Genomic DNA, 24863 nt, shown 5'->3' with positions numbered 1-24863 from the left:
GGATCGACAGCTCCAGCATGGTTCTCCTCGCGCCGGCGCTCGCTGGTGTCGCGAGGTACGTGGGGTCAGGAGGAGGCGGAGGCGGCCCTTCCGGCGCGGGTGGCCTGATCAGCGACGGGATCCGGGACCCGTACAGCCTCTTGCGCGGGATCCGGCACGGTGGAGCGCCACAGCCGTACGGCGGCCGTGAACGCGGCGGTCAGCAGGAGGCCGTTGCGTACGAACAGCAGGGTCACGCCCAGGGGGGTGCTGTTGACGACGTCCGCGAAGTACACCGGGAACTCCAGCACCGTCACGAAGGACGCGAGGAGGACCAGCGCGGCGGGGCCGGTCATCCGGGTCGCGCGGGAGCACAGGCAGACCGCGGCGAGGCCGACCAGCCACACCAGGTACTGCGGGCTGATCACCCGGCTGGTGACCGTGAAGAGCAGCACGGCCGTGAAGGCGGCGTCGGCGAGAGTGTGCGGCGCGAAGCGGCGTGCCCTCAGCCGCCACAGCAGCAGCCAGCCGAACGCGACCGCCGTCAGGAACAGCGCCAGGTCGCTCACCACGGACACGTACGGGCCGAGGAACTCCACCGAGCCGTAGTTCAGCAGCACCTGCCCCTGCCAGCCGAACTGCCGGGCCACATGGAAGACGAGCGCCCCCAGCGACTCCACCTCCGTGCCCCGGTCGCGCTGGAAGGTGAGGAAGGCGAAGGCGCCCGGCATCAGCAGGGCGAACAGCCCCGAGAGAGCGGCGACCGTGACCGCCGCCGCGCCCCACGCCCTCCGCCGCACCGCGCCCGCCAGCAGCAGCACCGGCCACACCTTCAGCAGCGCGGCGAGACCGGTGAGGGCGCCCATCGCCCGGGGGTGCCGGACGCCCGCGAGCAGGGCGGCCACGGCGACCGCGGTGACCATCAGGTCGTAGCGGGCGTAGACCGTCGGGCCGAGCAGCGGGACGCCCGCCACCCACATCCAGGCGCCGCGCGGCGAGCGGCGGGGGCGCAGGCCCGCGTTCAGCAGCAGCACGAGGACGGCCAGGTCGGCCAGGAAGGCCAGGACGAAGAACGCCTGCGCGTAGTCGAGGAAGGGCAGCAGGCCGGGGGAGAGGATCGCGAAGGCGGCGGCGGGCGGGTACTGCCAGGTGACGTCCGTCCGCGGGAAGCTCCCGGTGCGCAGCACCTCGTACCAGCCCTGGTAGATGGACGACACGTCGGTCGTCACGTCCGGGCCGGGGAAGAGGAAGACCTTGAAGACGAAGAGGAGCAGGACCAGCCGCGTCACGCCCCAGGTCGCCAGCAACCAGGTGAGTGGCCGTCGCGCTTCCGTGATCTCCACCGGTGTCCGTCCTGTCCGTCCTGTCGGTCCGTGCGGCCCATGATTCCCCGGTCGGCTGTGAAGCGCGGCCCGGCACGGCTGTGAGTGGGGTGTGGACGGCGGTTTGGATAGGGTCGGCCCCGATGCACAAGACCCTGATCGTGACGAACGACTTTCCGCCCCGTCCCGGCGGTATCCAGGCGTTCCTGCACAACATGGCGCTCCGGCTGGACCCCGACCGGCTCGTCGTCCACGCCTCCACCTGGAAGCGGACCCGGGAGGGTGTCGAGGCGACCGCCGCCTTTGACGCCGAGCAGCCCTTCACCGTCGTACGGGACTCCACGACGATGCTGCTGCCGACGCCCGGGGCGACCCGGCGTGCCGTGGGGCTGCTGCGGGAGCACGGATGCACCTCGGTGTGGTTCGGGGCGGCAGCGCCGCTCGGGCTGATGGCGCCCGCGCTGCGGAAGGCCGGTGCCGAGCGGCTGGTCGCGACCACCCACGGGCACGAGGCCGGCTGGGCGCAGCTGCCCGCGGCCCGGCAGCTGCTGGGCCGGATCGGGGAGAGCACCGACACGATCACCTACCTCGGCGAGTACACGCGCTCGCGGATAGCGACCGCGCTGAGTCCGGCGGCGGCCGGGCGGATGGTGCAGCTGCCGCCGGGCGTCGACGAGAAGACCTTCCACCCCGGCTCGGGCGGCGACGAGGTACGGGCGCGGCTCGGGCTGACCGACCGGCCGGTGGTCGTGTGCGTCTCGCGGCTGGTGCCGCGCAAGGGCCAGGACACGCTGATCCTCGCCCTGCCGCGGATCCTGGCCGCCGAGCCGGACGCCGTGCTGCTGATCGTCGGGGGTGGGCCCTACGAGAAGGACCTGCGCCGGCTGGCCCGGGAGATCGGCGTCGCCGCCTCCGTGCGGTTCACCGGGGCGGTGCCCTGGAGCGAACTGCCCGCGCACTACGGCGCCGGGGACGTCTTCGCGATGCCGTGCCGGACCCGGCGGGGCGGACTGGACGTCGAGGGGCTCGGGATCGTCTACCTGGAGGCGTCCGCCACCGGGCTGCCCGTCGTCGCCGGGGACTCCGGCGGGGCGCCCGACGCCGTGCTCGACGGGGAGACCGGCTGGGTCGTGCGGGGCGGCTCCCCGGCCGAGGCCGCCGAGCGGATCGTCGTACTGCTCCAGGACGCCGAACTGCGCCGCAGGATGGGGGAGCGGGGGCGGCGGTGGGTGGAGGAGCGATGGCGCTGGGATCTCCTCGCGGAGCGGCTCAGAACATTGCTCTAGACTTTTCCGTCCGCTCTCTGGGCTAATGACGGCTTTCGGCTGATGCTGCGCATATGACAGTCAAACTGATGCAGCGTCAGCTGACGAGACGTCAAATCCTTGGTATGGCCGCCCTCCAGACGGCGGCCACCCTCGGCTTCACCCGCGTGGGCCTCAAGTCGGCCCAGGCGGAAGAGCCCGCAGCGGTCGAGTCCGCGCCCGCGATCGTGGTCGGTTCCGGCTACGGCGCCTCCGTCGCCGCCCTCCGCCTCGGCCAGGCCGGCATCCGCACCCTCGTCCTGGAGATGGGCCGGCTGTGGAACACCGCCGGCGCCGACGGAAAGGTCTTCTGCAACACCGCCAACCCCGATTCGCGCTCCATGTGGTTCAAGACCCGCACCGAGGCGCCGCTCGCCACCTTCCTCTGGCTGGACGTCGTCAACAAGGACATCAACCCCTATCCCGGCGTCCTGGACCGGGTGCACTTCGCCAACATGTCCGTCTTCGTCGGCCGCGGGGTCGGCGGAGGTTCCCTGGTCAACGGTTCGATGGCGGTCACCCCGCTGCAGTCCTACTTCGCCGAGCAGTTCCCCACGGTGGACGTGACGGAGATGTACAACACGTACTTCCCGCGCGCCCGCGCCATGCTCGGTGTCAACACCATCGACCCGGCCTGGTTCGAGTCGACGGAGTGGTACCAGTTCACCCGGGTCTCGCGGAAGCACGCCACCAACACCGGTCTGAAGACCACCTTCGTGCCCAGCGTCTACGACTTCGGCTACATGCAGCGCGAAGCCGCCGGCACCGCCACGAAGTCGGCCCTGGGCCAGGAGGTCATCTACGGCAACAACTACGGCAAGAAGAGCCTCGACAAGACCTATCTGGCATCCGCGCTCGGCACCGGGAACGTCACCATCCACACCATGGAGAAGGTCCGCGGGATCAGCAGGGCGAGCGACGGCACCTGGGTGCTGACCGCCGACCGCATCGACGACACCGGCACGGTCGTCGAGACCAAGCAGTACGGCTGTACCTACCTGTTCCTCGGCGGCGGCAGCCTCGGCACCAGCGAACTGCTGCTCAGGGCACGGCAGTCGGGCACGCTCCCGGCGCTGGACGCGAGCGTCGGGGCCGGCTGGGGACCCAACGGCAACGTGATGCTCGGCCGGGCCAACCACCTCTGGGACACCGTCGGCGCCAACCAGTCGACCATGCCGGTCATGGGCATCGACGACTGGGCCAACACTGACAACCCGGTCTTCGCCGAGATCGCCCCGCTGCCGACGGGACTCGAACACTGGGTCAGCCTCTATCTCGCGATCACCAAGAACCCCCAGCGCGCCACGTTCTCGTACGCCAACAACGCCCTGAGCCTCAACTGGAGCGCCGCGCAGAGCTCGGTCTCCTCCGGCATGGCGAAGAAACTGTTCGACCGGATCAACTCGGCGAACACCACGATCTACCGCTCCGACCTCTTCGGCACCCCCAGCAGGACCTTCGCCGACGACTTCACCTACCACCCGCTCGGCGGCTGCGTGCTGGGCAAGGCGACCGACAACTACGGCCGGGTGAAGGGGTACTCGAAGCTGTACGTCACCGACGGCTCACTGGTGCCCGGCAACATCGGGGTGAACCCGTTCGTCACCATCACCGCGCTCGCCGAACGCACCATGGCGCGGGTCCTCGCCGAGGACGCCGCGCCATGACGCTTGTTCGGAAAGGGGGCTACTTGGCGTAGATCGCCTCGATCTCGCCCGCGAAGTCCTTCGCCACGACGTTGCGCTTGAGCTTCAGCGACGGCGTGAGATGGCCCGAGTCCTCCGTGAACTGGGAGGAGAGAATGCGGAACTTCCGCACCGATTCCGCCTTCGACACCGCGGCGTTGCCGTCGTCGACCGCCGACTGGATCGCGGCCAGCAGGTCGGGGTCCTGGCGCAGCGACGCCGCGGTGGAGCCCGTGGGCTTGCCGTGCTCGGCGGCCCAACGGCCCAGGAACTCCTCGTCGATGGTGACCAGCGCGCCCACGAACGGCCGCCCGTCGCCCACCACCATGCACTCCGCGACCAGCGCGTGCGCCCGGATCCGGTCCTCGATCACGGCCGGGGCGACGTTCTTGCCGCCCGCGGTGACGATGATCTCCTTCTTGCGGCCGGTGATCCTGAGGTAGCCGTCCTCGTCGAGGGTGCCCACGTCACCGGTGTGGAACCAGCCGTCCGCCAGCGCCTCGGCGGTCGCGGCCGGGTTGTTCCAGTACTCCTTGAACAGGTGCTCGCCATGGAGCAGCACCTCGCCGTCGTCCGCGATCCGCACCACCGAGCCCGGCAGCGGCTGACCCACCGTGCCGATCTTCTGCCGGTCCCAGGGGTTGAACGCGGTGGCCGCACAGGACTCCGTCAGACCGTAGCCCTCCAGGACCGTGAAGCCGATGCCGCGGAAGAAGTGACCGAGCCGCTCGCCGAGCGGCGCACCGCCCGAGATCGCGTACTCGCCCCGGCCGCCGAGCACCGCGCGCAGCTTGCTGTAGACCAGGCGGTCGAACACCTTGTGCTTGATCTTCAGACCGATCGACGGGCCGGACGGGGTGTCCAGCGCCTTGCTGTACGCGATCGCGGTGTCCGCCGCCTTGTCGAAGATCGCGCCCTTGCCGTCCGCCTGCGCCTTGGCCCGCGCCGAGTTGTAGACCTTCTCGAAGACGCGCGGCACACCCAGGATCAGCGTCGGCCGGAACGAGGCCAGCTCGTCGGTGAGGTTCTTGATGTCCGGGACCGTGCCCAGCTTGATCGGCGCCATCATCGGGGCGATCTGCACCAGCCGGCCGAACACGTGCGCGAGCGGCAGGAAGAGCAGCACACTGCACTCGCCCGTGCGGAACAGCGGACGCAGCCGCTCCACCACGTTCCCGCACTCGGCGAAGAAGCTGCGGTGGGTGAGCACACAGCCCTTGGGGCGGCCGGTCGTGCCCGAGGTGTAGACGATGGTCGCCGGATCGTCCGCCTTGGCGAGCGAACCGCGCTCCTCCACGGTCCCGTCGGAGACCCCCTGGCCGAGCCGCCCGAGTTCCTCGACCCCGCCCCCCTCGATCTGCCAGACGTGCTTCAGCGCGGGCAGCGTGTCCCGCACCGACTCCAGGGCGGCCGTGTGGACGTCCAGCTCGACGATCATCGCGGTGGCGCCCGAGTCGGACAGGATCCACTGCACCTGCTCCGGCGAACTGGTCTCGTACACCGGGACGGTGATCGCGCCCGCGCTCCAGATCGCGAAGTCGAGCAGCGTCCACTCGTAGCGGGTGCGCGACATCAGGCCGACCCGGTCGCCCGGCTGCACACCGGAGGCGATGAGACCCTTGGCGGCGGCGTGCACCTCGGCCAGGAAGGCCGTCGCGGTCACGTCCTGCCAGGCGCCGCCCACCTTGCGGGCGATGACGGCGACATCGGGGTGCTGCGCGGCGTTTCTGCGGACGATGTCGGTCAGATTGCCGTCCGCAGGGACCTCGTACAAAGCCGGAAGGCTGAACTCGCGCAAGACTGCTGCTCCTCATACGGCGCCGGCGCCACGACGTTGTGTGATGCGACGGTGCGGTCCACGGCTCGGGCTGGTGCTCGGACATCGATCGTTGAAATCCTGAGCACGACTGGACTGCCCGGACGTTACCCGCCGGTATGGCGTCTTCGACAGGGGGGTCCGACGAGATGTTCGCTGCGTCACACAGATTGGTGTTTCCTCGCGCACAGTAGTCCACCCCTTTACTGACTGGCCAGTAACCGCTATTTCCGTCGGCCTGTTCACTTATGCCGCACACGCCTACCCTTGATCGACATGGCATCCACACCCTCCGGTAACCGCAGGACACGCATCCATGTGGTCAGTGACGTGCACGGCAACGCCCGTGACCTGGCCCGGGCCGGAGAGGGCGCGGACGCGTTGATCTGTCTGGGCGACCTCGTCCTCTTCCTCGACTACGCCGACCACTCCCGCGGGATCTTCCCCGACCTCTTCGGCGTGGAGAACGCCGACCTGATCGTCGAGCTGCGCACCGCCCGCCGCTTCGAGGAGGCCCGCGAACTCGGCCGCCGGCTCTGGGGCGGCATCGACGGCGACCGGGCCGCCGTCATCGAGAAGGCCGTGCGCAAGCAGTACGCCGAGATGTTCCCGGCGTTCCCGACCCCGACGTACGCCACCTACGGCAACGTCGACATGCCCCAGCTCTGGAGCGAGTACGCCGGCCCCGGCACCACCGTCCTCGACGGCGAGCGCGTGGAGATCGGCGGCCGGGTGTTCGGCTTCGTCGGCGGCGGCCTCCGGACGGCCATGCGCACGCCGTACGAGATCAGCGACGAGGAGTACGCCGCGAAGATCGAGGCCGTCGGCGAGGTCGACGTGCTCTGCACCCACATCCCGCCCGAGGTGCCCGAACTCGTCTACGACACCGTCGCGCGCCGCTTCGAACGGGGCAGCCGCGCCCTGCTGGACGCGATCCGCCGGACCCGCCCCCGGTACTCCCTCTTCGGGCACGTCCACCAGCCGCTGGCCCAGCGGATGCGGATCGGCGCGACCGAGTGCGTCAACGTCGGGCACTTCGCGGGGAGCGGGAAGCCGTGGGCGTTGGAGTGGTGAGCCGGTCAGGTGGTGCGGGTGACGGCGGCAGGGCGGGCGCGCGGTAGCCTTCACGCTGCACACACGCACCTTTACGGGCCCGTATCCGGAGGAGTCACGGCGATGGCGGAACACACCAGTTCGAGCATCACGATCGAGGCGGCACCGGCCGACGTCATGGCCGTGATCGCGGACTTCGCCCGCTACCCGGACTGGACCGGCGAGGTGAAGCAGGCGGAGGTCCTCAAGGAGGACGAGCACGGCCGCGCCCAGCAGGTGCGGCTCGTCATGGACGCCGGCGCGATCAAGGACGACCAGGTGCTGGGGTACACCTGGACCGGCGAGCACGAGGTGTCCTGGACGCTGGTGAAGTCCCAGATGCTGCGGCAGCTCGACGGGTCGTACATCCTCAAGCCTGCGGGGGCGGGGGCGACCGAGGTCACCTACCAGCTGACCGTCGACGTCAAGATCCCCATGCTGGGGATGATCAAGCGAAAGGCCGAGAAGGTCATCATCGACCGGGCCCTGGCCGGCCTGAAGAAGCGCGTGGAGTCGAGCGACAAGTAGCGCCAAACAGGGGTACCGCTTACCGCTCATGGCTTATAGCTCACCGCTCAGGGCTACCGCTCACCGCTTATCGCTCACCGCTGTGGGCAGTCGTTCCGCTGGGGGTCCCCCCAGGCCCTCAAGGCACTGGGGGAGGAACGGGTGGGCACAGCCTGCAGTACCGGGCACCGCCTGAAGCCGCCTCTACCCCTGCCAACGCTACCGTTCACCCTCATGCGCACCATCCTGATCACCGGCCCCGGCGGCAGCGGCCGTACCACCGTCGCCGCCGCCACCGCCCTGGACGCCGCCCGCGCGGGCACCCGCACCCTCGTCCTCAGCGCCGACCGCACCGACACCCTCGGCGCCGCCCTCGGCGCACCGACCGGGGCGGAGCCCGTCCGGGTCCTGTCGCATCTCACCGCCTGGCGCCCCGACGCCACCACCGGCTTCCGGGACGATCTCGCCGGGTTCCAGGACCGCGCCTCCACCGTGCTCGATCTGCTCGGGGCCGCACGGCTGGACCCCGAGGAGGTCACGCCGCTTCCCGGCGCCGAGGAGCTGACTCTGCTGCGGGCCCTGCGGGACGCCGCCCTCGCCGAGGCGCACGACCTGCTCGTCGTCGATCTGCCGCCCACCGCCCAGGCCCTCGCCCTGCTCGCGCTCCCCGAGGAGCTGCGGCGTTATCTGCGGCGGCTGCTCCCGCCGGAGCGGCAGGCCGCCCGCGCCCTGCGCCCCGTCCTCGGCCGGCTCGCCGGGGTGCCGATGCCCGCCGAGTGGCTGTACGAGACCACCGCCCGCTGGGACATGGAACTCGCCGCCGTCGAGGCGGTCCTCGCCGACCGCGACACCGCCGTACGGCTCGTCGCCGAACCCGGACCGGCCGGGGCCGACGCCGTCCGGGACGCCCGCCTCGGCCTCGCGCTGCGCGCCCTGCCCGTGGAGTCGCTCGTCGCCAACCGTGTCCTGCCGGAGGCGGCGGCCGACGACGGCTGGCTCGGCAGGCTCGTCACCCAGCAGCGCAAGGCCCTCGGGGAGTGGGAAGAGGCGGCGCGGACCGTCGCCCACCTGGGCCACGACCCGCGCGGTGCCGACGACCTCACGGCGCTCGCCGTGCCCCCCGTCAACACGGCCGCCTCCCCGGTCGAGTGGGCCGTCACCGACCGGCTCGCCGAGGACGGCGTGCTGGTCTGGCACATCCCGCTGCCCGGCGCCATACGCGACGAGCTGGACCTCATCCGGCGCGGCGACGAACTCGTCCTCGCCGCCGGACCCTTCCGCCGTATCGTCCCGCTGCCCTCGGCCCTGCGCCGCTGCACCGTCGACGGCGCCGCCCTGCGCGACGGCGAGCTGCGCATCCGGTTCGCGCCGGATCCCGGCCTGTGGCCGCAGGGACGGTGAACGGCGTACCCCCGTTCGGGTAACGTCGAGAGAGACGATCCGTCATCGGGCGTCGTCCCATCAGGACAGCAGAAGTCACCAGGAGTCCGTCATGAGCGAAGAGCGCCCCACGCCCGACGCCGCCCGGGACGAGGCCGCCGCCAAGGAGGTCCCCGCCGAGGAGCCCCGCGCCACCGACGCCGACGCCTGGGCCACCGCCTGTGCCGAGGACCTGGCCCGCGAGAAGGCCCGCCGCCGGGCCGAGCAGGGCCGGCCCGAGGGCACGGCCGCCGAGGAGCTGCGCAAGCTCGTCGAAACCGTCGCCGACAAGCTCTCCGGCATCCAGTCCCCGCTGTTCGGCGCGGTCGCGGGCGGCGCCGCCCAGCAGGTCGTCCGCCAGGTCGTCCAGCAGGCCAAGGCCGCCGTCGAGCCCGTCATCGAGCGCAACCCCGAGGTCTTCGACCACCTCGCGGCGGCCGGCGGTGAACTCCTCGCCGCCTACCGCTCCGCGGTCCAGCACCAGGAACAGCGCTGGACGAGCCGCGACCACGACCTCAAGGACGACCCGCGCGACGAACCCCGCGACGGCGGCGAGGGTACCGGCCCGGGACAGCGCATCGACCTCGACTGACCACAGGATGACCGCAGGACCCCTCAGAGGTGCCCCGAGAGGCCTGTCCGCCGGGCGGACGACAGGAATCCGGGAGCAGTACCTCGGGTACCGTGGGCCGTAGCGGGGCTCGACCGAAACTGAGGGATTCATGGGACTCACCATCGGCGTCGACATCGGCGGCACGAAGATCGCGGCCGGCGTGGTCGACGAGGAAGGCAACATCCTCTCGACCTTCAAGGTGCCGACCCCCACCACCCCCGAGGCCATCGTGGACGCCATCGCCTCGGCCGTGGAGGGTGCCCGCGCGGGCCACGAGATCGTCGGTGTGGGCATCGGAGCCGCCGGTTACGTCAACCGGCAGCGTTCCACCGTCTACTTCGCGCCCAACATCGACTGGCGCCAGGAACCGCTCAAGGACGACGTCGAGGCCCGCGTGGGCCTCCCGGTCGTCGTCGAGAACGACGCCAACGCCGCCGCCTGGGGCGAGTACAAGTTCGGCGCGGGCAAGGGCCACCGCAACGTCATCTGCATCACGCTCGGCACCGGCCTCGGCGGCGGCATCATCATCGGCAACAAGCTGCGCCGCGGCCACTTCGGCGTCGCCGCCGAGTTCGGCCACATCCGGATGGTCCCGGACGGCCTGCTGTGCGGCTGCGGCTCGCAGGGCTGCTGGGAGCAGTACGCCTCCGGCCGCGCCCTCGTGCGGTACGCCAAGCAGCGCGCCAACGCCACCCCGGAGAACGCCGAGATCCTGCTCGGCCTCGGCGACGGCAGCCCCGAGGGCATCGAGGGCAAGCACATCTCCATGGCCGCCCGCCAGGGCGACCCGGTCGCCGTCGACTCCTACCGCGAGCTGGCCCGCTGGGCCGGCGCGGGCCTCGCCGACCTCGCCTCCCTCTTCGACCCCTCCGCCTTCATCGTCGGCGGAGGCCTCTCCGACGAGGGCGAACTGGTCCTCGACCCGATCCGCAAGTCCTACAAGCGCTGGCTGGTCGGCGGCAACTGGCGCCCGGTGGCCGACGTGATCGCAGCCCAGCTGGGCAACAAGGCGGGCCTGGTGGGCGCAGCAGACCTGGCAAGAGAACCGGACCCCATCATGTAACGCTCACTTCTTGTGCAGGGGCCACGGGGCCCACCCCCAGGGGCGCGGGGCTGTGTAAACATGCGGCTCCGCCGCGTGGGCGCGACAAGCCACAACGAACCGGCAGTCGCACACAATCCTCGCGCCCCACCTCATTGGGCGTAAATTGATCCACATGCCCCCGCTCCCCAACTCCGGTACCGAGCCCGACGGTTCGGCCGTCATCAGGGTCCTGAGCTACAACATCCGCTCGATGCGCGACGACACCGACGCCCTCGCCCGAGTCATCACCGCCACCGCCCCCGACCTGGTCCTGATCCAAGAGGCCCCCCTCTTCTTCCGCTGGCGCAAGAAACTCGCCCGTCTGGCTCGCGCCGCCGACCTGGTGACCCTCACGGGCGGCGGCACCGCGGCCGGCCCGGCCGTCCTCTGCTCCCTGAGGGCGACCGTCGAGCGTACGGAGGACGTCCTCCTCCCGCTCACCCCCGGCCACCACCGCCGGGGTCTCGCCACAGCGGTCGTACGATTCGCCGGCGCCCGCCTCGGCGTCATCAGCTGCCACCTCAGCCTCCACAGGAACGAGCGCTACGACCAGGGAGGCATGCTCCTCGACCGCCTCGCCGGCCTGGGCGTCGAGCACGCGATCGCAGGCGGCGACATCAACGAGCGCCCGGACGGTCCCACCTTCGCCCGCCTCGCCGCCACACTGCGCGACTGCCGCGCCACCGCCCCCTGGGGCGCCGAGCACACCTTCCCCGCAGCCGCCCCCGACCGCCGTATCGACGCCCTCTTCGCGACGAAGGCCGTGGAGGTCCTCGGCTGCGGCGTCCCCGAGGGTCTCCCCGGCATCACCGAGAACGACCTGAGGGCGGCCACGGACCACCTCCCGGTCCTGGCCGCCCTCAGAATCCCCGCGAACCAGAGAACCCGAGAACTAGGGCCCTTCTGATGGATCTCCGCGGCGTCGCGACGCCCGGCACGCCCTCTCGCCGCACCGGACAAAAGCCCTGGTAGCTCCTCCCCCACGCTCGGCTTCGCTCGCGCGGGGGGACCCCCATCGAGGGCTTCCGCCCGGCACTCCCCCAGCCTTCGGCCGGGGGGACCCCCAGAGCACGCACCGAACGCCGCTCCTTCTCCCACGGAGATCCATCAGAAGGGCCCTAGACCACGGCCCCCCGCCCGGGATCCCCGTCGTCCTCGTCGTCCGGGCGCATCCGTACCACCAGCGTGGCGAAGCCGCCGAGGAAGCCGCCGACGCAGACCGTCGTCAGCCACCACGTCATGTCCCAGCCCAGCAGCACCGCCAGCAACAGCAGCACCGGCCCGCCGATCACGCCGAGCCAGGCGAACTTCGCCGTGGTGTCGGCGGCCGGCAGCGGCGGCGGCTCCGGCGGGACGAAGTGACCCTCGTCGTCCTCGTCGAAGTCCTCCTCGGCCGGTTCCTGCGCGGTGTAGTCGCGCGGGCCGACACCGGGTGCGAACGAGACGGAACTGCCGAGCGGCTTGGCCGGTTTCGGCTCCTGCTCGTCCCCGGAGTCACGGGGTTCGTCGTCGTTCGTCCGCGATTCCAGCAGCGCAAGGTCCTCGATGGACTTGAACGGCTTGGCCCCCGGCGGGTCCGGCGGCTCGTCCCCGTACCCCGCGACGATCGCCGCCCACGCGGCGTCCTCGTCGAAGGGCACGTTCTGCTCCTCCGGCTCCCGGCCCCGACGGGCGTCCTGGCCGTCCTGGCCGTCCAGGCCATCCAGGCCCTCCCGCTCGTCCCGGTTCTCCCGGTCCTCGCGGTCGGAGTCGTGCTCAGCCACCTACGGCCGTCCCTTCCTTGCCGACACTGGGCGCGATCCGGGCGATGAACGCGTAGCTCTCCTCGAAGATCCGGTCCGCATCGTGGTCCAACGTTGCCACGTGGTAGCTCTGTTCCAGGAGGATCTCGGTCACGTCCGTGGAGGACACCCGGCTCAGCACCCGGGCCGAGTCGGCCGCCGGGACGACATGGTCCTGGACGCTGTGAAGAAGCAGCAGCGGCTGCGTGACCTGCGGAAGCTCCCCGTCGATCTGCCGCAGCAGCACCCGCAGGGCGTGCGCCGAGCGCAGCGGCACCCGCTCGTACCCCGTCTCCACGACCCCCTCCTTGGCGATGTCGCTGGCGATCCCCTTCGCCGACCGCACGAAATGGTGGGCCACCGGAAGGGCGTACGCCGACAGCCCGTGCACCTTGTTCGCCGGGTTGACCACGACCACGCCCTCGACGCCCGCGCCGTGCTTCGCGGCCAGCCGCAGCGCCAGCGCGCCACCCATGGACAGCCCGGCCACGAAGACCCGGGAGCACCGCTCGCGCAGGGCGCGCAGTTCGCGGTCCACCTCCGCGTACCAGTCGGGGCCGCCGGTGAGGGCCATGTCCTCCCAGCGCGTGCCGTGCCCCGGCAGCAGGGGCACCGAGACGGTGAGGCCCTGGCCGGCCAGATACCGGGCCCAGGGGCGCAGCGACTGCGGGGAACCGGTGAAGCCGTGGCAGAGGAGGACCCCGACCTCCCCGCCCTCATGGCGGTACGGCTCGGCTCCAGGAAGGACCGGCACCTTCGGTCTCCTGTCTTCGTCTGTTCTTCATGAGAGGGACGTGAGGTTCACGGTACGCGACCCCACTGACACCGACCAGGGCCGTCGGAGCCTTTGCCTGGGCTTCCGGGTTAAGGTCTGATCTACACATACAGGAGGCACTCGGTTGTTGTACGGCGCGATGAAGGTCTTTGTCGGGGGACCGCTGAAGGCCACCTTCAGGCCCTGGGTGGAAGGCCTCGAGAACATTCCCGCCGAGGGCCCCGCGATCCTGGCGAGCAACCACCTGTCCTTCTCGGACTCGTTCTTCCTGCCCGCGGTCCTGGACCGCAAGGTCACGTTCATCGCGAAAGCCGAGTACTTCACGACCCCCGGCGTCAAGGGCAGGCTCACGGCCGCCTTCTTCAAGGGCGTCGGCCAGCTCCCGGTGGACCGCTCCGGCGCGCGCGGCGCGGGGGAGGCCGCGATCAAGAGCGGCATAGAGGTGCTGGAGCGCGGTGAGCTGTTCGGGATCTACCCGGAGGGCACCCGCTCGCCCGACGGCCGTCTCTACCGCGGCAAGCCGGGCGGCCTCGCGCGCGTGGCGCTCGCCAGCGGCGCGCCCGTCATCCCCGTCGCGATGATCGACACGGAGAAGATCCAGCCGCCGGGCAAGGTGATGCCCAAGGTGATGCGGCCCGGCATCCGCATAGGCGAGCCGCTGGACTTCAGCCGCTACCAGGGCATGGACCACGACCGTTTCGTGCTGCGGGCGCTGACGGACGAGGTCATGTACGAAATCATGAAGCTCTCCGGCCAGGAGTACGTCGACATCTACGCGACCACCGCCAAGCGGCAGATCGCGGAGGCGGCCAAGGCCGCGAAGGCGGCGCTCGCACAGGCCAAGAACGAACAAGAGCAGTAGGTACAAGAGCAGTAGGAACAGCAGCAGTAGGTACATAGGAACAACAGCAGTAGGTACAAGAGAAGCAGGCGGCGCTCCGGCGGCGGGGGGACTGGACGGATGGCCAGGCGCGAGAGAGTCATGAGGATGTCGGTCGAGCTGCCGCTGTGGCGCGCGCTCTCCGGCTACCGGGTCCTGACGATGCTGTACGCGGTCGGCCTGTTCGCCTCCGCCTACGACGACCACGACCGTCCCGGCGTCGCCATCACCTACTTCGCCGTCCTGTTCGTCTGGACGCTCGCGACCCTGCCCCGGGTGCAGAACGCGGCGGCCTGCACCAAGCGCTTCCTCGCCGTCGACCTCGCCGTCGCGCTCACCGGCATCGTCCTGACCCCGTTCGTCGTCGACGACCAGCACATCCAGAGCGGCGGGCCGACCCTGCCGTCGATATGGACGGCCGGCTCGGTCCTCGCCTTCGCCATCAAGGGCGGCTGGCGCTGGGCCGCGTTCGCCTCCACGACCGTCGCCGTCGCCAACCTGATCGAGCGCGGCCACCCGGCCCGCGACACCGTCCACAACGTGATCCTCGTCTGGGTCGCCTCCATCGCCATCGGCTACGTCGTCGAGGTCGCCCGCGCCTCCGAGCGCACCCTCGCCCGCGCCCTGGAGATCGAGGCCGCGACGAGGGAACGGGAACGGCTCGCCCGGGACATCCACGACAGCGTGCTGCAGGTGCTGGCCATGGTGCAGCGGCGCGGCGCGGTCATCGGCGGCGAGGCGGCCGAGCTGGGCCGGCTGGCCGGGGAGCAGGAGGTCGCGCTGCGCACCCTGGTCTCCGGTGGGCTCGTCCCGGTCTCCCGGGTGTCGGAGGACCTGGCCGAGGGGGCCGTCGTACGCCTGGTGGAGGAGCCCGAGGGGCCGGAGGAGAGCGACGTTCCCGTCGATCTGCGCACCCTGCTCGCGCCGTACGCCGCCGCCCGGGTCAGTCTCGCGGAGCCGGGAGCGCCGGTGCCGCTGGAGCCGGCCGCCGCGCGGGAGCTGGCCGCGGCCGTGGGTGCGGCCCTGGACAACGTCCGCAAGCACGCGGGTGACGAGGCCCGTGCCTGGATCCTGGTCGAGGACGAGCCCGACGAGGTGATCGTCACCGTACGGGACGACGGGCCCGGCATCCCGGAGGGGCGGCTCGCGCAGGCCGAGGGGGAAGGACGGCTCGGGGTCGCCCAGTCGATCCGGGGCCGGCTGCGCGACCTCGGCGGCCGCGCCGAGCTGATCTCGACGCCCGGACAGGGCACCGAAGTGGAGTTGACCGTGCCGAAGGCCGTGGCGGGGAAGGACAGCAGGCGATGAGCATCAAGGTCATGGTGGTCGACGACCACCCGATGTGGCGCGACGCGGTCGCCCGGGACCTGGCCGACTCCGGCTTCGACGTGGTCGCCACCGCCGGCGACGGCGAGCAGGCGGTGCGCCGCGCCAAGGCGGCCGTGCCGGACGTGCTCGTCCTGGACCTCAACCTGCCGGCCAAGCCCGGCGTCCAGGTGTGCAAGGAGGTCGTCGCCGCGAACCCCGCGCTACGCGTCCTCGTCCTCTCCGCGAGCGGTGAGCACGCCGATGTGCTGGAGGCGGTCAAGTCCGGCGCGACCGGCTATCTGCTGAAGTCGGCGTCCACCGAGGAACTCCTGGACGCGGTGCGCCGTACGGCCGTCGGCGACCCGGTGTTCACGCCCGGCCTCGCCGGACTGGTTCTCGGCGAGTACCGCCGGCTGGCCTCCGACCCCGGCCCAGCCTCCGGCCCCGACGAGCCGGACGCGCCGCGCCTGACGGACCGGGAGACCGAGGTGCTGCGGCTGGTCGCCAAGGGGCTGAGCTACAAGCAGATCGCCGAACGCCTCGTCATCTCCCACCGCACGGTCCAGAACCACGTGCAGAACACACTCGGCAAACTCCAGCTGCACAACAGGGTGGAGCTCGTCCGGTACGCGATAGAGCGGGGTCTCGACGACGAGTGACGGCCAGTGAGGACACGCCGGGGATGGCGCCCCCGTCGCCGGGGGCGCCGACCACGCCCCGGCTACCGGGCCGTCCGCCGCCCGGAGCACCGCACCCCGGTCACCAGCTCCCGCACCACGAAGGCCCCGTTCACCGTCAGCACCGACTCCGGGTGGAACTGCACACCCGCGAAGCCGGGCCCCCGTACCGCGTGCACCTCCCCGTTCGCCGCCCGGCTCACCTCGATCCCGTGCGCGGCCAGTTCGGCCAGGGCCCCGTCGTCGCACCGCGCCACGAAGCTGTTGTAGAAGCCGACCGTCTCGGCCCGCCCGAACAGGTCGATCTCCGTCTGCGCCCCCTGGTACGGCACCTCCTTGCGTACGATGTCCAGCCCCAGCTCCGCCGCGATCAGCTCGTGCCCGAGACAGACGCCGAGCACCCCGTGCCGGTGCTCCCGCAGCACCCGCGCGGTCAGCTCCCGCAGGAACCGCATCTTCGGGTCGCCGAGATCGGCCGGGTCACCGGGTCCGGGGCCCAGCACCACCGGCCCCTCGTGCGCCACAACCCGCTCGCGCAGCCCGGGCTCGTCGTAGCGCCGGACGGACACCTCCAGGCCGCCGGAGCGCAGCACGTGCGCGAGCATCGCCGTGAACGTGTCCTCCCCGTCGACGACCAGGGCATGACCGGTGAGGTCCCGCGTCCGCTCCTGCATCCGCAGCCAGAACGGCGCCAGCGACGAGCGCCGCCCGTCCAGCGCGGCCCGCACCCGGGGGTCGTCCGCCAGCCGGGGCCGCGCCTGCTCCTCCCGGGGCCTGCCCGGCCGTACGCCGAGCGCCGCCAGCACCCCCGCCGCCTTCGCATGCGTCTCCGCGACCTCGCCCGCCGGGTCCGACCCCCGTACGAGCGTGGCGCCGACCGGCACCCGCAGCCGCCCGGCCGCGTCGATGTCGGCGGTCCGGATGAGGATGGGGGAGTCGAGGGTCTGCGCCCCGCCCGAGTCCCGGCCCAGCAGCGCCAGCGCCCCCGCGTAGTAGCCCCGCCCCCCGACCTCGTGCCGCTCGATGACCCGGCAGGCGTTCTGCACCGGCGAGCCGGTCACCGTCGCCGCGAACATGGTCTCCTTCAGCACCTCCCGCGCGTCCAGCGAGGACTTCCCGCGCAGCTCGTACTCGGTGTGCGCGAGGTGCGCCATCTCCTTCAGCCGGGGCCCCACGACCACCCCGCCCATGTCGCCGACGGTGCACATCATCTTGAGCTCCTCGTCGACCACCATCGACAGCTCCTCGATCTCCTTGCCGTCGGCGAGGAAGCCGAGCAGCTGCTCCGGGGTGGGTCCCTCGGCCGGATAGCGGTACGTCCCGCTGATCGGGTTCATCACGACCGTCCCGCCGGACATCCGCACATGCACCTCCGGGCTCGCGCCGACCAGCGTGCGCTCCCCGGTGTGCACGGCGAACGTCCAGTACGCGCCCCGCTCGCCCTCCAGCAGCCGCCGGAACAGCGCGAGGGCGTCCGCCCTGCCGAACCCCGGGATCTCACCCTCGTACGTCCGCCGGATCACGAAGTTCGCGCCCTCGCCCCGCCCGATCTCGTCCCGCAGCACCCGTCCGACGATCTCGGCGTAGGCCTCGTCGGCGACGTCGAAACCCCCGCCCGTGACACGTACCTCGTGCGCGGGGAGCTGGGCCAGGGCGTCCGCCAGGGTGAGCGTGTGCGTCTCCTCGGGGGTGAGGACCAGCAGGGGAGTGCCGTCGTCGCGGACGTCGAAGCCCCGCTCGCGGATCTGGCGGAAGGGGACCAGGGCGAGGCCCTCGTCGGGGAGGTCGGCGAGCCGGTCGAAGGTGCCGACCGGGCCGATCAGCACCTCCACCGTGTTCTCGTCGTGGCCGGGGCCGCGGCGGCGGAGCAGGGCGAAGGGACGGTCGTCGTGGAACAGCGCTGTCAGGTCCATGGTTCCTCTGCACGGTGGGAAAGATGGGAAAGGTGCGAGAGGAACGGACCCCGGAAACGCCGAAGGCCGCCCCTCGGGCGGCCTTCGCGAAGTCTTGCGTACGCGCAGTCAGTGGGCCGCCGGTCGGACGGTCCACCACCAGTTCTGGTTCGAGTGCGCGAACATGTGCCGCACCCTACCCCACGCGCACCTGAGCATGGGGTCGTCTCACCTGTCGAGCCGGGGCGAAAAGGACTCGACACGACCCCGTAATGTTGAGGGCGTGACCGTGAACGCTAAGACCAGCGCGAGCGCTGGCAACACCTGGCGAGACCTGCCCGCGGCGCAGCAGCCCGAGTACCCCGACACCGAGGCTCTGCGCGCAGTCGTTGCGGAGCTGGAGTCGTATCCGCCGCTCGTCTTCGCGGGCGAGTGCGACCAGCTGCGCGCCCGGATGGCGGCCGTCGCCAAGGGAGAGGCGTTCCTCCTCCAGGGCGGCGACTGCGCCGAGGCCTTCGACGCCGTGTCGGCCGACCACATCCGCAACAAGCTGAAGACGCTGCTCCAGATGGGCGCCGTGCTGACGTACGCCGCGTCCGTGCCCGTGGTGAAGGTGGGCCGGATCGCCGGCCAGTACTCCAAGCCGCGCTCCAAGCCGACCGAGACCCGCGACGGCGTGACCCTGCCGACCTACCGCGGCGACTCCGTCAACGGCTTCGACTTCACCGAGGCCGCCCGCGTCCCGGACCCGGAGCGGCTGAAGCGGATGTACCACGCCTCCGCCTCCACGCTGAACCTGGTGCGCGCCTTCACCACCGGCGGCTACGCCGACCTGCGCCAGGTCCACGCCTGGAACCAGGACTTCGTCCGTTCCTCCCCGTCCGGGCAGCGCTACGAGCAACTGGCGCGCGAGATCGACAACGCGCTGAACTTCATGCACGCCTGCGGGGCGGATCCGGAGGAGTTCAAGACGGTCGAGTTCTACTCCTCGCACGAGGCGCTGCTGCTGGACTACGAGGCCGCTCTGACCAGGGTCGACTCCCGCACCGGGCACCTGTACGACGTCTCCGGGCACATGGTGTGGGTCGGTGAGCGCACCCGGCAGCTGGACCACGCGCACATCGAGTTCGCCTCGAAGATCCGCAACCCGATCGGCATCAAGCTCGGCCCGACGACCACGGCCGAGGAGGCGCTGCAGTACATCGAGCGCCTCGACCCCGACCGTGAGCCCGGCCGGCTGACCTTCATCGTCCGCATGGGTGCCGACAAGGTCCGCGACAAGCTGCCCGAGCTGGTCGAGAAGGTCACGGCGTCCGGCGCGGTCGTGGCCTGGGTGACCGACCCGATGCACGGCAACACCTTCGAGGCGGCCTCCGGCCACAAGACCCGCCGTTTCGACGACGTGCTCGACGAGGTCAAGGGCTTCTTCGAGGTCCACAAGGGCCTCGGCACCCACCCGGGCGGCATCCATGTCGAGCTCACCGGTGACGATGTCACCGAGTGCGTGGGCGGCGGCGACGAGATCTTCGTCGACGACCTCCACCAGCGCTACGAGACGGCCTGCGACCCGCGGCTGAACCGCAGCCAGTCCCTCGACCTGGCGTTCCTCGTCGCGGAGATGTACCGGGACCAGTGACTTCCGGTCACAGGGGTGGGGCGCGGATCACATGCGATCCGCGCCCTCTCCACTTTTGTGGACACCGAGTGCCGGGTAAGGTTAGGTTAGCCTTATCGATCCCGGCAGGAGGTGAATCCGCGTGTACGTCTGCAGCTGCTTCGGAGTGACTGAAGCGCAGGTCCAGCAGCACGCGGAGGACGGAGCCTGCACACCTCGCCAGATCGCCTCCGCCTGCAAGGCCGGCACGGACTGCGGCTCGTGCGTCCGCCGGATTCAGGCGATTCTCGGCCGCGGCACCTGCCCGCGCCGCGAGCTGGCCGACCAGGGCCGCCCGGTCCTCTCGGACCTGGAACGGCTCGACGAAGCCGCCTAGCTCTCGGGCCCTTCAGCTCCCGGGCCGCTCAGCTCTCGGGCTGCTCGATCAGCTGTGCGATGTAGAGGGCCTCGCCCAGCTTCTCCACCAGTTCCAGCTGGGTGTCGAGGTAGTCGATGTGGTGCTCCTCGTCCTCGAGGATCGACTCGAAGATGTTCGCCGAGGTGATGTCACCCTTCTCGCGCATCACCTTGATGCCGCGCCTGAGGCGGTCGATCGCCTCGACCTCGATCAGCCGGTCGGCCTCGAACATCTCCTTGACGGTCTGGCCCACCCGTACGTGGAACAGCCGCTGGTAGTTCGGCAGCCCCTCGAGGAACAGGATGCGGTCGGTGAGCACCTCCGCGTGCTTCATCTCGTCGAAGGACTCGTGCCGCGTGTACTTCGCGAGCTTCGTCCAGCCGAAGTTCTCCTGCATCTTGGCGTGGAGGAAGTACTGGTTGATCGCGGTGAGCTCACCGGTGAGCTGCTCGTTCAGAAACTCGATGACCTCGGGGTCGCCCTGCATCGCAGAGGCTCCTTCCACGTGGGGATTCGGGGAGGTTGCCGCCGCATGATTTCACCGGGCGGAAAGATCGTCCAGTAAGTGCGTACTTAGTAAGTTAGTGCATGCTTAGTCGGTGTTGCCCGATTCAGGACATGGCTGGTCATGTGCACTGTGTCGGGTCTGTCAGGATGGAGACATGGGTCAGCCGGTGGAGCGCGAATCTGCAGAAGCAGCACCGTCCGAGCTTCCGCCGGGACAGCGACTGCAGCGGGGCTGGCCGGTCACCCACTACGGCCCGGTCCCCAGGTTCCGGCCCGAGCGCTGGGAGTTCCGGGTCTTCGGCGCCACCGCGGACGGCGAGAAGCGCTGCTGGAACCACGAGGAGTTCACCGCTCTGCCGTACACCACCGTCGTGGCCGATCTGCACTGCGTGACGAAGTTCAGCATGCTCGGCGCCGAGTGGGGCGGGGTCCCGGCCCGCACCGTCCTGGAGATCGCCCCGCCCGCCGCCGACGTCACCCATGTGATGGTGTGGGCGGAGTACGGCTTCAGCTCCAATCTGCGCCTGGCGGACTTCGCCGCCGAGCGCACGATCTTCGCCACCCACAAGGACGGCGAGCTCCTCACCGCCGAGCACGGCTTCCCGGTCCGTCTCGTCGTCCCCCACCTCTACGCCTGGAAGGGACCCAAGTGGGTCCGCGGCGTCGAGTACATGACCGCCGACCGCCGCGGCTTCTGGGAGGAACGCGGCTACCACAACATCGGCGACCCCTGGAAGGAGCAGCGCTACTCCTACCAGGAGGAGCCGGGGGACGGCCCGGAACTCTGAGTACGGTTCGTGGCGGTATGCTCATTGCCGGTTACCACGACAACCGTGCAGGGAGCCACTGATGGCCATCTTCAACGTGATCTACACCGAGTCTGCGGCTCGCGTGCGCGACAGCCTCCCCGAGGACCGCCGTGAGCTGCTCCAGCGGGGCCTCGCCATAGTGTCCACGGACCCCCGCACCAAGATCTCGTCGCCCATCTCCGGTGACGAGAACACCCGCTCCCTCGCACTGACCCACAGCATGGCCATCGAGTACGTCGTCAGCGACGGGTTGCTGATCGTGCTCGTGGTGCACATCGTCGACACGTCCCACGTGCTGTTCGAAAACGAGGACTGACAGCCTCAGCCGTCCCGCAGCTTCTTCAGTCTTTCCACGTCCGCCGCGTGCCCCTCCTTGCCCCCCGGCGTCTCGATGATCAGCGGTACGCCCTCCGTCGCCGGGTGGGTCATCAGCGCGCGGAACGGGTCCTCGCCGATGTGACCGGCGCCGATGTTCTCGTGCCGGTCCTTGTGGGCGCCGACCACGTCCTTCGAGTCGTTGGCGTGGATCAGCTTCAGCCGGCCCTCACCGACGGTGTCCACCAGCAAATCGAGGGTCTCGTGCATCCCGGACGGGCCGGTCAGATCGTGCCCGGCGGCGAACACATGGCAGGTGTCCAGACAGACACCGAGCTTCGGATGGGCGTCCAGCGCCTCGAAGTACGGCCCGAAGTCCCAGGTCCGGGAGCAGAGCGAGGAGCCCTGCCCGGCCGTGGACTCAAGCAGCAGGAACGGGTCGTCGTCATGGGTCAGCTCCTCCAGCAGCGGCAGCAGATGCTCCCGCACCTGCTTCAGCGCCACCGACCGCTCCCGCCCGCCCGTCGCGCTCCCCGTGTGCACGACGACCCCGAGCGCGCCGATCGCCCGGCCCCGGCGCAGCGAGTGCCGCAGCGACTCCACCGACCTCTCCACGGTCGCCTCGGTGTGCGAACCGAAGTTGATCAGATACGGGGCGTGTACGTACGCCGGGACCGACTCCGCCGCGCAGGCCTCCCGGAACGCCTCGTCCTGCGCCGGGTTGCCGGCCGGAGTGGCCCAGCCGCGCGGGTTGGCGACGAACACCTGGACCGTCTCGGCCTTGAGGTCATGGGCGTACGTCAGGCCCACGGAGTGCAGTCCGCCGGCCACGGGGACATGGCCGCCGACAGGGTTGCGGGAGGGGAAGGGTGCTGCTGGGCGGGGTGCTGGCTGACTCACCCGTTCAGGGTGTCATGCCCGGGCGGGTGACCTTCCCGGGCCCCTTCCCGGGCCCCTTCCCGGGGCTCTTTGTGGGCCCCCTTCCCGGGCTCCTTTCGGGCTTCTTCCCGCCGCCCGGTCACCGTCACCGGATGGTGATCGTGATCGTCGACCCCTTGGGCGCGGTCTTGCCGCCCTTCACCGACTGCTTCTTCACCGTGTCGCCGAACAGCCCGAGCAGTCCGCGGTCCTCCTTGACCCCGAACCCGGCCCCTTCGAGAGCCGTCCTGGCGTCGTCGACGCTGTCGCCGACCACGTCCGGGACCTCGACCATCTCCGGGCCCTTGGACAGGGTCAGCGTCACCGTGTCCCCGTCGGCGGCCTCGCTGCCGGCCTCCGGGGTCTGCGCCGCGACCTGGCCCGCGTCGAACTCGGAGGTGACCTGCTCGGCGGAGACCTCCACCGTCAGACCGGCCTCCTCCAGGTCGGCCTTGGCGTCTTCCAGATCCTCGCCGGTCACGTCCGGGACGTCGATCGCGCTGCCCTTGCTGACGACGATCGCGACCGCCGAGCCCGTGCGCCGCTCCGTGCCCGCCTCGGGCGAGGTACTGATCACGAAGCCCTTGATGACGTCGTCGCTGAACTCCTCGGTGACCTGCCCCGGCTCCAGCCCGTCCGACTTCAGCAGCGCCTTGGCCTTGTCCAGCCGGGAGCCCGTCACATCCGGCACCTCCACGGTCTGCGGGCCGTCGGAGACGGTGAGCGCAACGGAGTCGTGCTTGCGGATACGGGAGCCCGGCTCCGGGTCCGTGCTGATCACGGTGCCGCGCTTGACGGTGTCGCTGTAGGCATGCTCGACGTCGCCCACTTCCAGCCCGGCGGCCTCCAGCCGCTGCTCCGCCTTCGCCTGCGACTGCGTCAGCACCCTCGGCACCGTGGTGAACTGGCCGGAGTTGATGTACCAGACGCCGGCGCCGACCCCGATCACCAGCAGGAACACGGTGACGAGGGCGAGCACCCCGCGCCGGGGCCGCGCCGTACGGCGCCGGGGAGGCAGCGGCGGCGGGCTCTGGAACCGGGAGGTCCGGTGGACGGAGCCCGCGTCCGCCCCGAACCCCTCCTCCTCGTTGACCGGCAGCGGCCGGGGCACGGTCAGCGAGCGCGGGATGACGCTCGTGCGGTCGTCGGCGTTGTCGTGCGCGGCGGACACGGCCTGCGGGGGCAGGAAGTCCAGCTGCGCCTCGCTCAGCGCGGCGCGCGCGTCCCGCACCTGTCCGAGCAGCGCGACGGCGTCGTACGGCCGGACGCCCGGGGCGCGGGCGGTGGCCGACGCGACCAGCTCGTCGAGTGCGAAAGCCAGCCCCGGGACCTCGCCGGACGGCGGCGGGACGTCCTCGTGGAGATGCTTGTAGAGCACGATCGCGGGGGAGTCGCCGTCGTGCGGCTTCTCACCGGTGAGCATCTCGTAGAGCACGACACCGCACGCGTACACGTCGACCCGGGGGTCGGCGGCACCGGGCGTCTCGATCTGCTCGGGCGCCAGATAGGCGACGGTCCCGAGCACGGCCCCGGTGGTACTGGTGACGGTGTCGACGGACCGCACCAGCCCGAAGTCGGCGACCTTGACCCGCCCGTCGTCCCCTATCAGCACGTTCTCGGGCTTCATGTCCCGGTGCACGAACCCGGCCCGGTGCGCGGCCCCGAGCGCGGCGAGCACCGGCTCCAGGATGTCGAGCGCGGCCCTGGGCTGCAGCGCCCCACGCTCGCGCAGCACGTCACGCAGGGTGCAGCCGGCGATGTACTCCATCGCGAGATACACATACGACCCGTCCGCACCCTGGTCGAACACCTGAACGACATTGGGGTGCGCGAGCCGCGCGACGGACTTCGCCTCCCGGATGAACCGCTCGACGAACGACCCGTCGGCCGCGAGCGCCGGATGCATCACCTTGAGCGCGAGCACCCGGTCGAGGCGGGTGTCCACGGCCCGGTAGACCGTGGCCATCCCGCCCACGGCGATCCGCGCCTCGATGCGATACCGCCCGTCGAGCACCTGCCCGACCAGAGGGTCCTGAAGGGTCGTGTCCACGCAGCGAGTCTACGAGCCACGACTGACACCCCACCCCTTCCCACCCATTCGGAGCACGACTGCAGCCGACCTGTGACGCGCCCCACGGGGCGCGGGCACGCACCAGGCGTACATGCGT

General features: G+C 70.8%; 24 protein-coding genes. 15 read left to right on the top strand and 9 right to left on the bottom strand.

From position 1 onward, the window contains the following. Window positions 1-65: 65 nt before the first annotated feature. Complete coding sequence (locus tag ACLZN2_RS13105; protein ID WP_416978594.1) at window positions 66-1322, bottom strand: glycosyltransferase 87 family protein; 1257 nt, start codon at window positions 1320-1322, stop codon at window positions 66-68. 122 nt (window positions 1323-1444) lie between these two features. On the opposite strand from ACLZN2_RS13105, the gene ACLZN2_RS13100 reads away from it, so the two are divergent. Then, the gene (locus ACLZN2_RS13100; RefSeq protein WP_416978593.1) at window positions 1445-2587 is read left to right on the top strand and encodes a glycosyltransferase family 4 protein; all 1143 of its coding nucleotides are present in this window, start codon (window positions 1445-1447) and stop codon (window positions 2585-2587) included. Between the two features lie 104 nt (window positions 2588-2691). Beyond that, window positions 2692-4272 (top strand): GMC oxidoreductase, encoded by a 1581-nt coding sequence (locus ACLZN2_RS13095; protein WP_416978592.1) that lies wholly within the window; start codon window positions 2692-2694, stop codon window positions 4270-4272. A gap of 19 nt (window positions 4273-4291) precedes the next feature. Here ACLZN2_RS13095 and ACLZN2_RS13090 read toward each other — a convergent pair whose 3' ends face one another. Beyond that, window positions 4292-6088: an AMP-dependent synthetase/ligase gene (locus tag ACLZN2_RS13090; protein ID WP_416978591.1), complete on the bottom strand. Its 1797-nt coding sequence runs from the start codon at window positions 6086-6088 to the stop codon at window positions 4292-4294. 336 nt (window positions 6089-6424) lie between these two features. Between ACLZN2_RS13090 and ACLZN2_RS13085 the strand changes: the two genes are divergently transcribed. The 6 genes from ACLZN2_RS13085 (at window position 6425) to ACLZN2_RS13060 (ending at window position 11728) form a co-directional block, all read left to right on the top strand. Continuing rightward, entirely contained in the window at window positions 6425-7180 is a 756-nt protein-coding gene (locus ACLZN2_RS13085; RefSeq protein WP_416978820.1) for a metallophosphoesterase family protein, read from the top strand. A gap of 102 nt (window positions 7181-7282) precedes the next feature. Continuing rightward, window positions 7283-7726 carry an SRPBCC family protein gene (locus ACLZN2_RS13080; RefSeq protein WP_416978590.1) on the top strand — a complete coding sequence of 148 codons (444 nt, stop codon included), beginning with the start codon at window positions 7283-7285 and terminating at the stop codon, window positions 7724-7726. A 213-nt stretch (window positions 7727-7939) separates the two neighbouring features. Further along, window positions 7940-9106 (top strand): ArsA family ATPase, encoded by a 1167-nt coding sequence (locus ACLZN2_RS13075; RefSeq protein ID WP_416978589.1) that lies wholly within the window; start codon window positions 7940-7942, stop codon window positions 9104-9106. Between the two features lie 91 nt (window positions 9107-9197). Continuing rightward, window positions 9198-9716 (top strand): DUF5304 domain-containing protein, encoded by a 519-nt coding sequence (locus ACLZN2_RS13070; RefSeq protein WP_416978588.1) that lies wholly within the window; start codon window positions 9198-9200, stop codon window positions 9714-9716. Between the two features lie 130 nt (window positions 9717-9846). After that, on the top strand, window positions 9847-10800 hold the full coding sequence (locus ACLZN2_RS13065; RefSeq protein WP_416978587.1) for an ROK family glucokinase: 954 nt from the start codon (window positions 9847-9849) through the stop codon (window positions 10798-10800). 154 nt (window positions 10801-10954) lie between these two features. Continuing rightward, complete coding sequence (locus ACLZN2_RS13060; protein WP_416978586.1) at window positions 10955-11728, top strand: endonuclease/exonuclease/phosphatase family protein; 774 nt, start codon at window positions 10955-10957, stop codon at window positions 11726-11728. A gap of 211 nt (window positions 11729-11939) precedes the next feature. Here ACLZN2_RS13060 and ACLZN2_RS13055 read toward each other — a convergent pair whose 3' ends face one another. Next, complete coding sequence (locus ACLZN2_RS13055) at window positions 11940-12584, bottom strand: hypothetical protein (RefSeq protein WP_416978585.1); 645 nt, start codon at window positions 12582-12584, stop codon at window positions 11940-11942. Then, window positions 12577-13356, bottom strand: a complete 780-nt coding sequence (locus ACLZN2_RS13050) for an alpha/beta hydrolase (protein ID WP_416978584.1) — start codon at window positions 13354-13356, stop codon at window positions 12577-12579. The genes ACLZN2_RS13055 and ACLZN2_RS13050 overlap by 8 nt, the downstream gene beginning before the upstream one ends. Window positions 13357-13501: 145 nt before the next feature. Between ACLZN2_RS13050 and ACLZN2_RS13045 the strand changes: the two genes are divergently transcribed. The 3 genes from ACLZN2_RS13045 (at window position 13502) to ACLZN2_RS13035 (ending at window position 16224) form a co-directional block, all read left to right on the top strand. Then, entirely contained in the window at window positions 13502-14239 is a 738-nt protein-coding gene (locus ACLZN2_RS13045) for a lysophospholipid acyltransferase family protein (RefSeq protein WP_416978583.1), read from the top strand. A gap of 99 nt (window positions 14240-14338) precedes the next feature. Continuing rightward, complete coding sequence (macS, locus tag ACLZN2_RS13040; RefSeq protein ID WP_416978582.1) at window positions 14339-15565, top strand: MacS family sensor histidine kinase; 1227 nt, start codon at window positions 14339-14341, stop codon at window positions 15563-15565. An 11-nt stretch (window positions 15566-15576) separates the two neighbouring features. Then, window positions 15577-16224: a response regulator gene (locus ACLZN2_RS13035; RefSeq protein WP_416978819.1), complete on the top strand. Its 648-nt coding sequence runs from the start codon at window positions 15577-15579 to the stop codon at window positions 16222-16224. Between the two features lie 62 nt (window positions 16225-16286). On the opposite strand, the gene ACLZN2_RS13030 is transcribed toward ACLZN2_RS13035, so the two are convergent. Together ACLZN2_RS13030 and ACLZN2_RS13025 are read right to left on the bottom strand one after the other, a co-directional pair. Continuing rightward, window positions 16287-18155 (bottom strand): anthranilate synthase family protein, encoded by a 1869-nt coding sequence (locus ACLZN2_RS13030; RefSeq protein WP_416978581.1) that lies wholly within the window; start codon window positions 18153-18155, stop codon window positions 16287-16289. 108 nt (window positions 18156-18263) lie between these two features. Further along, window positions 18264-18320 carry a trp operon leader peptide gene (locus ACLZN2_RS13025; protein ID WP_416978818.1) on the bottom strand — a complete coding sequence of 19 codons (57 nt, stop codon included), beginning with the start codon at window positions 18318-18320 and terminating at the stop codon, window positions 18264-18266. 97 nt (window positions 18321-18417) lie between these two features. On the opposite strand from ACLZN2_RS13025, the gene ACLZN2_RS13020 reads away from it, so the two are divergent. After that, complete coding sequence (locus tag ACLZN2_RS13020) at window positions 18418-19770, top strand: class II 3-deoxy-7-phosphoheptulonate synthase (RefSeq protein ID WP_416978580.1); 1353 nt, start codon at window positions 18418-18420, stop codon at window positions 19768-19770. Window positions 19771-19891: 121 nt separating this feature from the next. Then, on the top strand, window positions 19892-20125 hold the full coding sequence (locus tag ACLZN2_RS13015) for a (2Fe-2S)-binding protein (protein WP_416978579.1): 234 nt from the start codon (window positions 19892-19894) through the stop codon (window positions 20123-20125). A gap of 28 nt (window positions 20126-20153) precedes the next feature. Here ACLZN2_RS13015 and bfr read toward each other — a convergent pair whose 3' ends face one another. Further along, complete coding sequence (bfr, locus tag ACLZN2_RS13010) at window positions 20154-20633, bottom strand: bacterioferritin (RefSeq protein ID WP_416978578.1); 480 nt, start codon at window positions 20631-20633, stop codon at window positions 20154-20156. Window positions 20634-20808: 175 nt separating this feature from the next. Between bfr and ACLZN2_RS13005 the strand changes: the two genes are divergently transcribed. Further along, window positions 20809-21441 carry a sulfite oxidase-like oxidoreductase gene (locus ACLZN2_RS13005; RefSeq protein WP_416978577.1) on the top strand — a complete coding sequence of 211 codons (633 nt, stop codon included), beginning with the start codon at window positions 20809-20811 and terminating at the stop codon, window positions 21439-21441. A gap of 61 nt (window positions 21442-21502) precedes the next feature. Beyond that, entirely contained in the window at window positions 21503-21778 is a 276-nt protein-coding gene (locus ACLZN2_RS13000) for a hypothetical protein (RefSeq protein ID WP_416978576.1), read from the top strand. A 5-nt stretch (window positions 21779-21783) separates the two neighbouring features. Here the strand turns inward: ACLZN2_RS13000 and ACLZN2_RS12995 are convergent, their stop codons facing one another. Beyond that, complete coding sequence (locus ACLZN2_RS12995; RefSeq protein WP_416978575.1) at window positions 21784-22677, bottom strand: deoxyribonuclease IV; 894 nt, start codon at window positions 22675-22677, stop codon at window positions 21784-21786. A gap of 124 nt (window positions 22678-22801) precedes the next feature. Continuing rightward, window positions 22802-24745, bottom strand: a complete 1944-nt coding sequence (pknB, locus tag ACLZN2_RS12990; RefSeq protein ID WP_416978574.1) for a Stk1 family PASTA domain-containing Ser/Thr kinase — start codon at window positions 24743-24745, stop codon at window positions 22802-22804. Window positions 24746-24863 lie beyond the last annotated feature (118 nt).

The organism is Streptomyces sp. T028, from assembly GCF_048159505.1.
In the GTDB taxonomy this organism is placed as follows: Bacteria; Actinomycetota; Actinomycetes; order Streptomycetales; family Streptomycetaceae; genus Streptomyces.
Note: the sequence above shows the minus strand (reverse complement) of the source record. Positions and strands in the feature narration are given on the sequence as shown.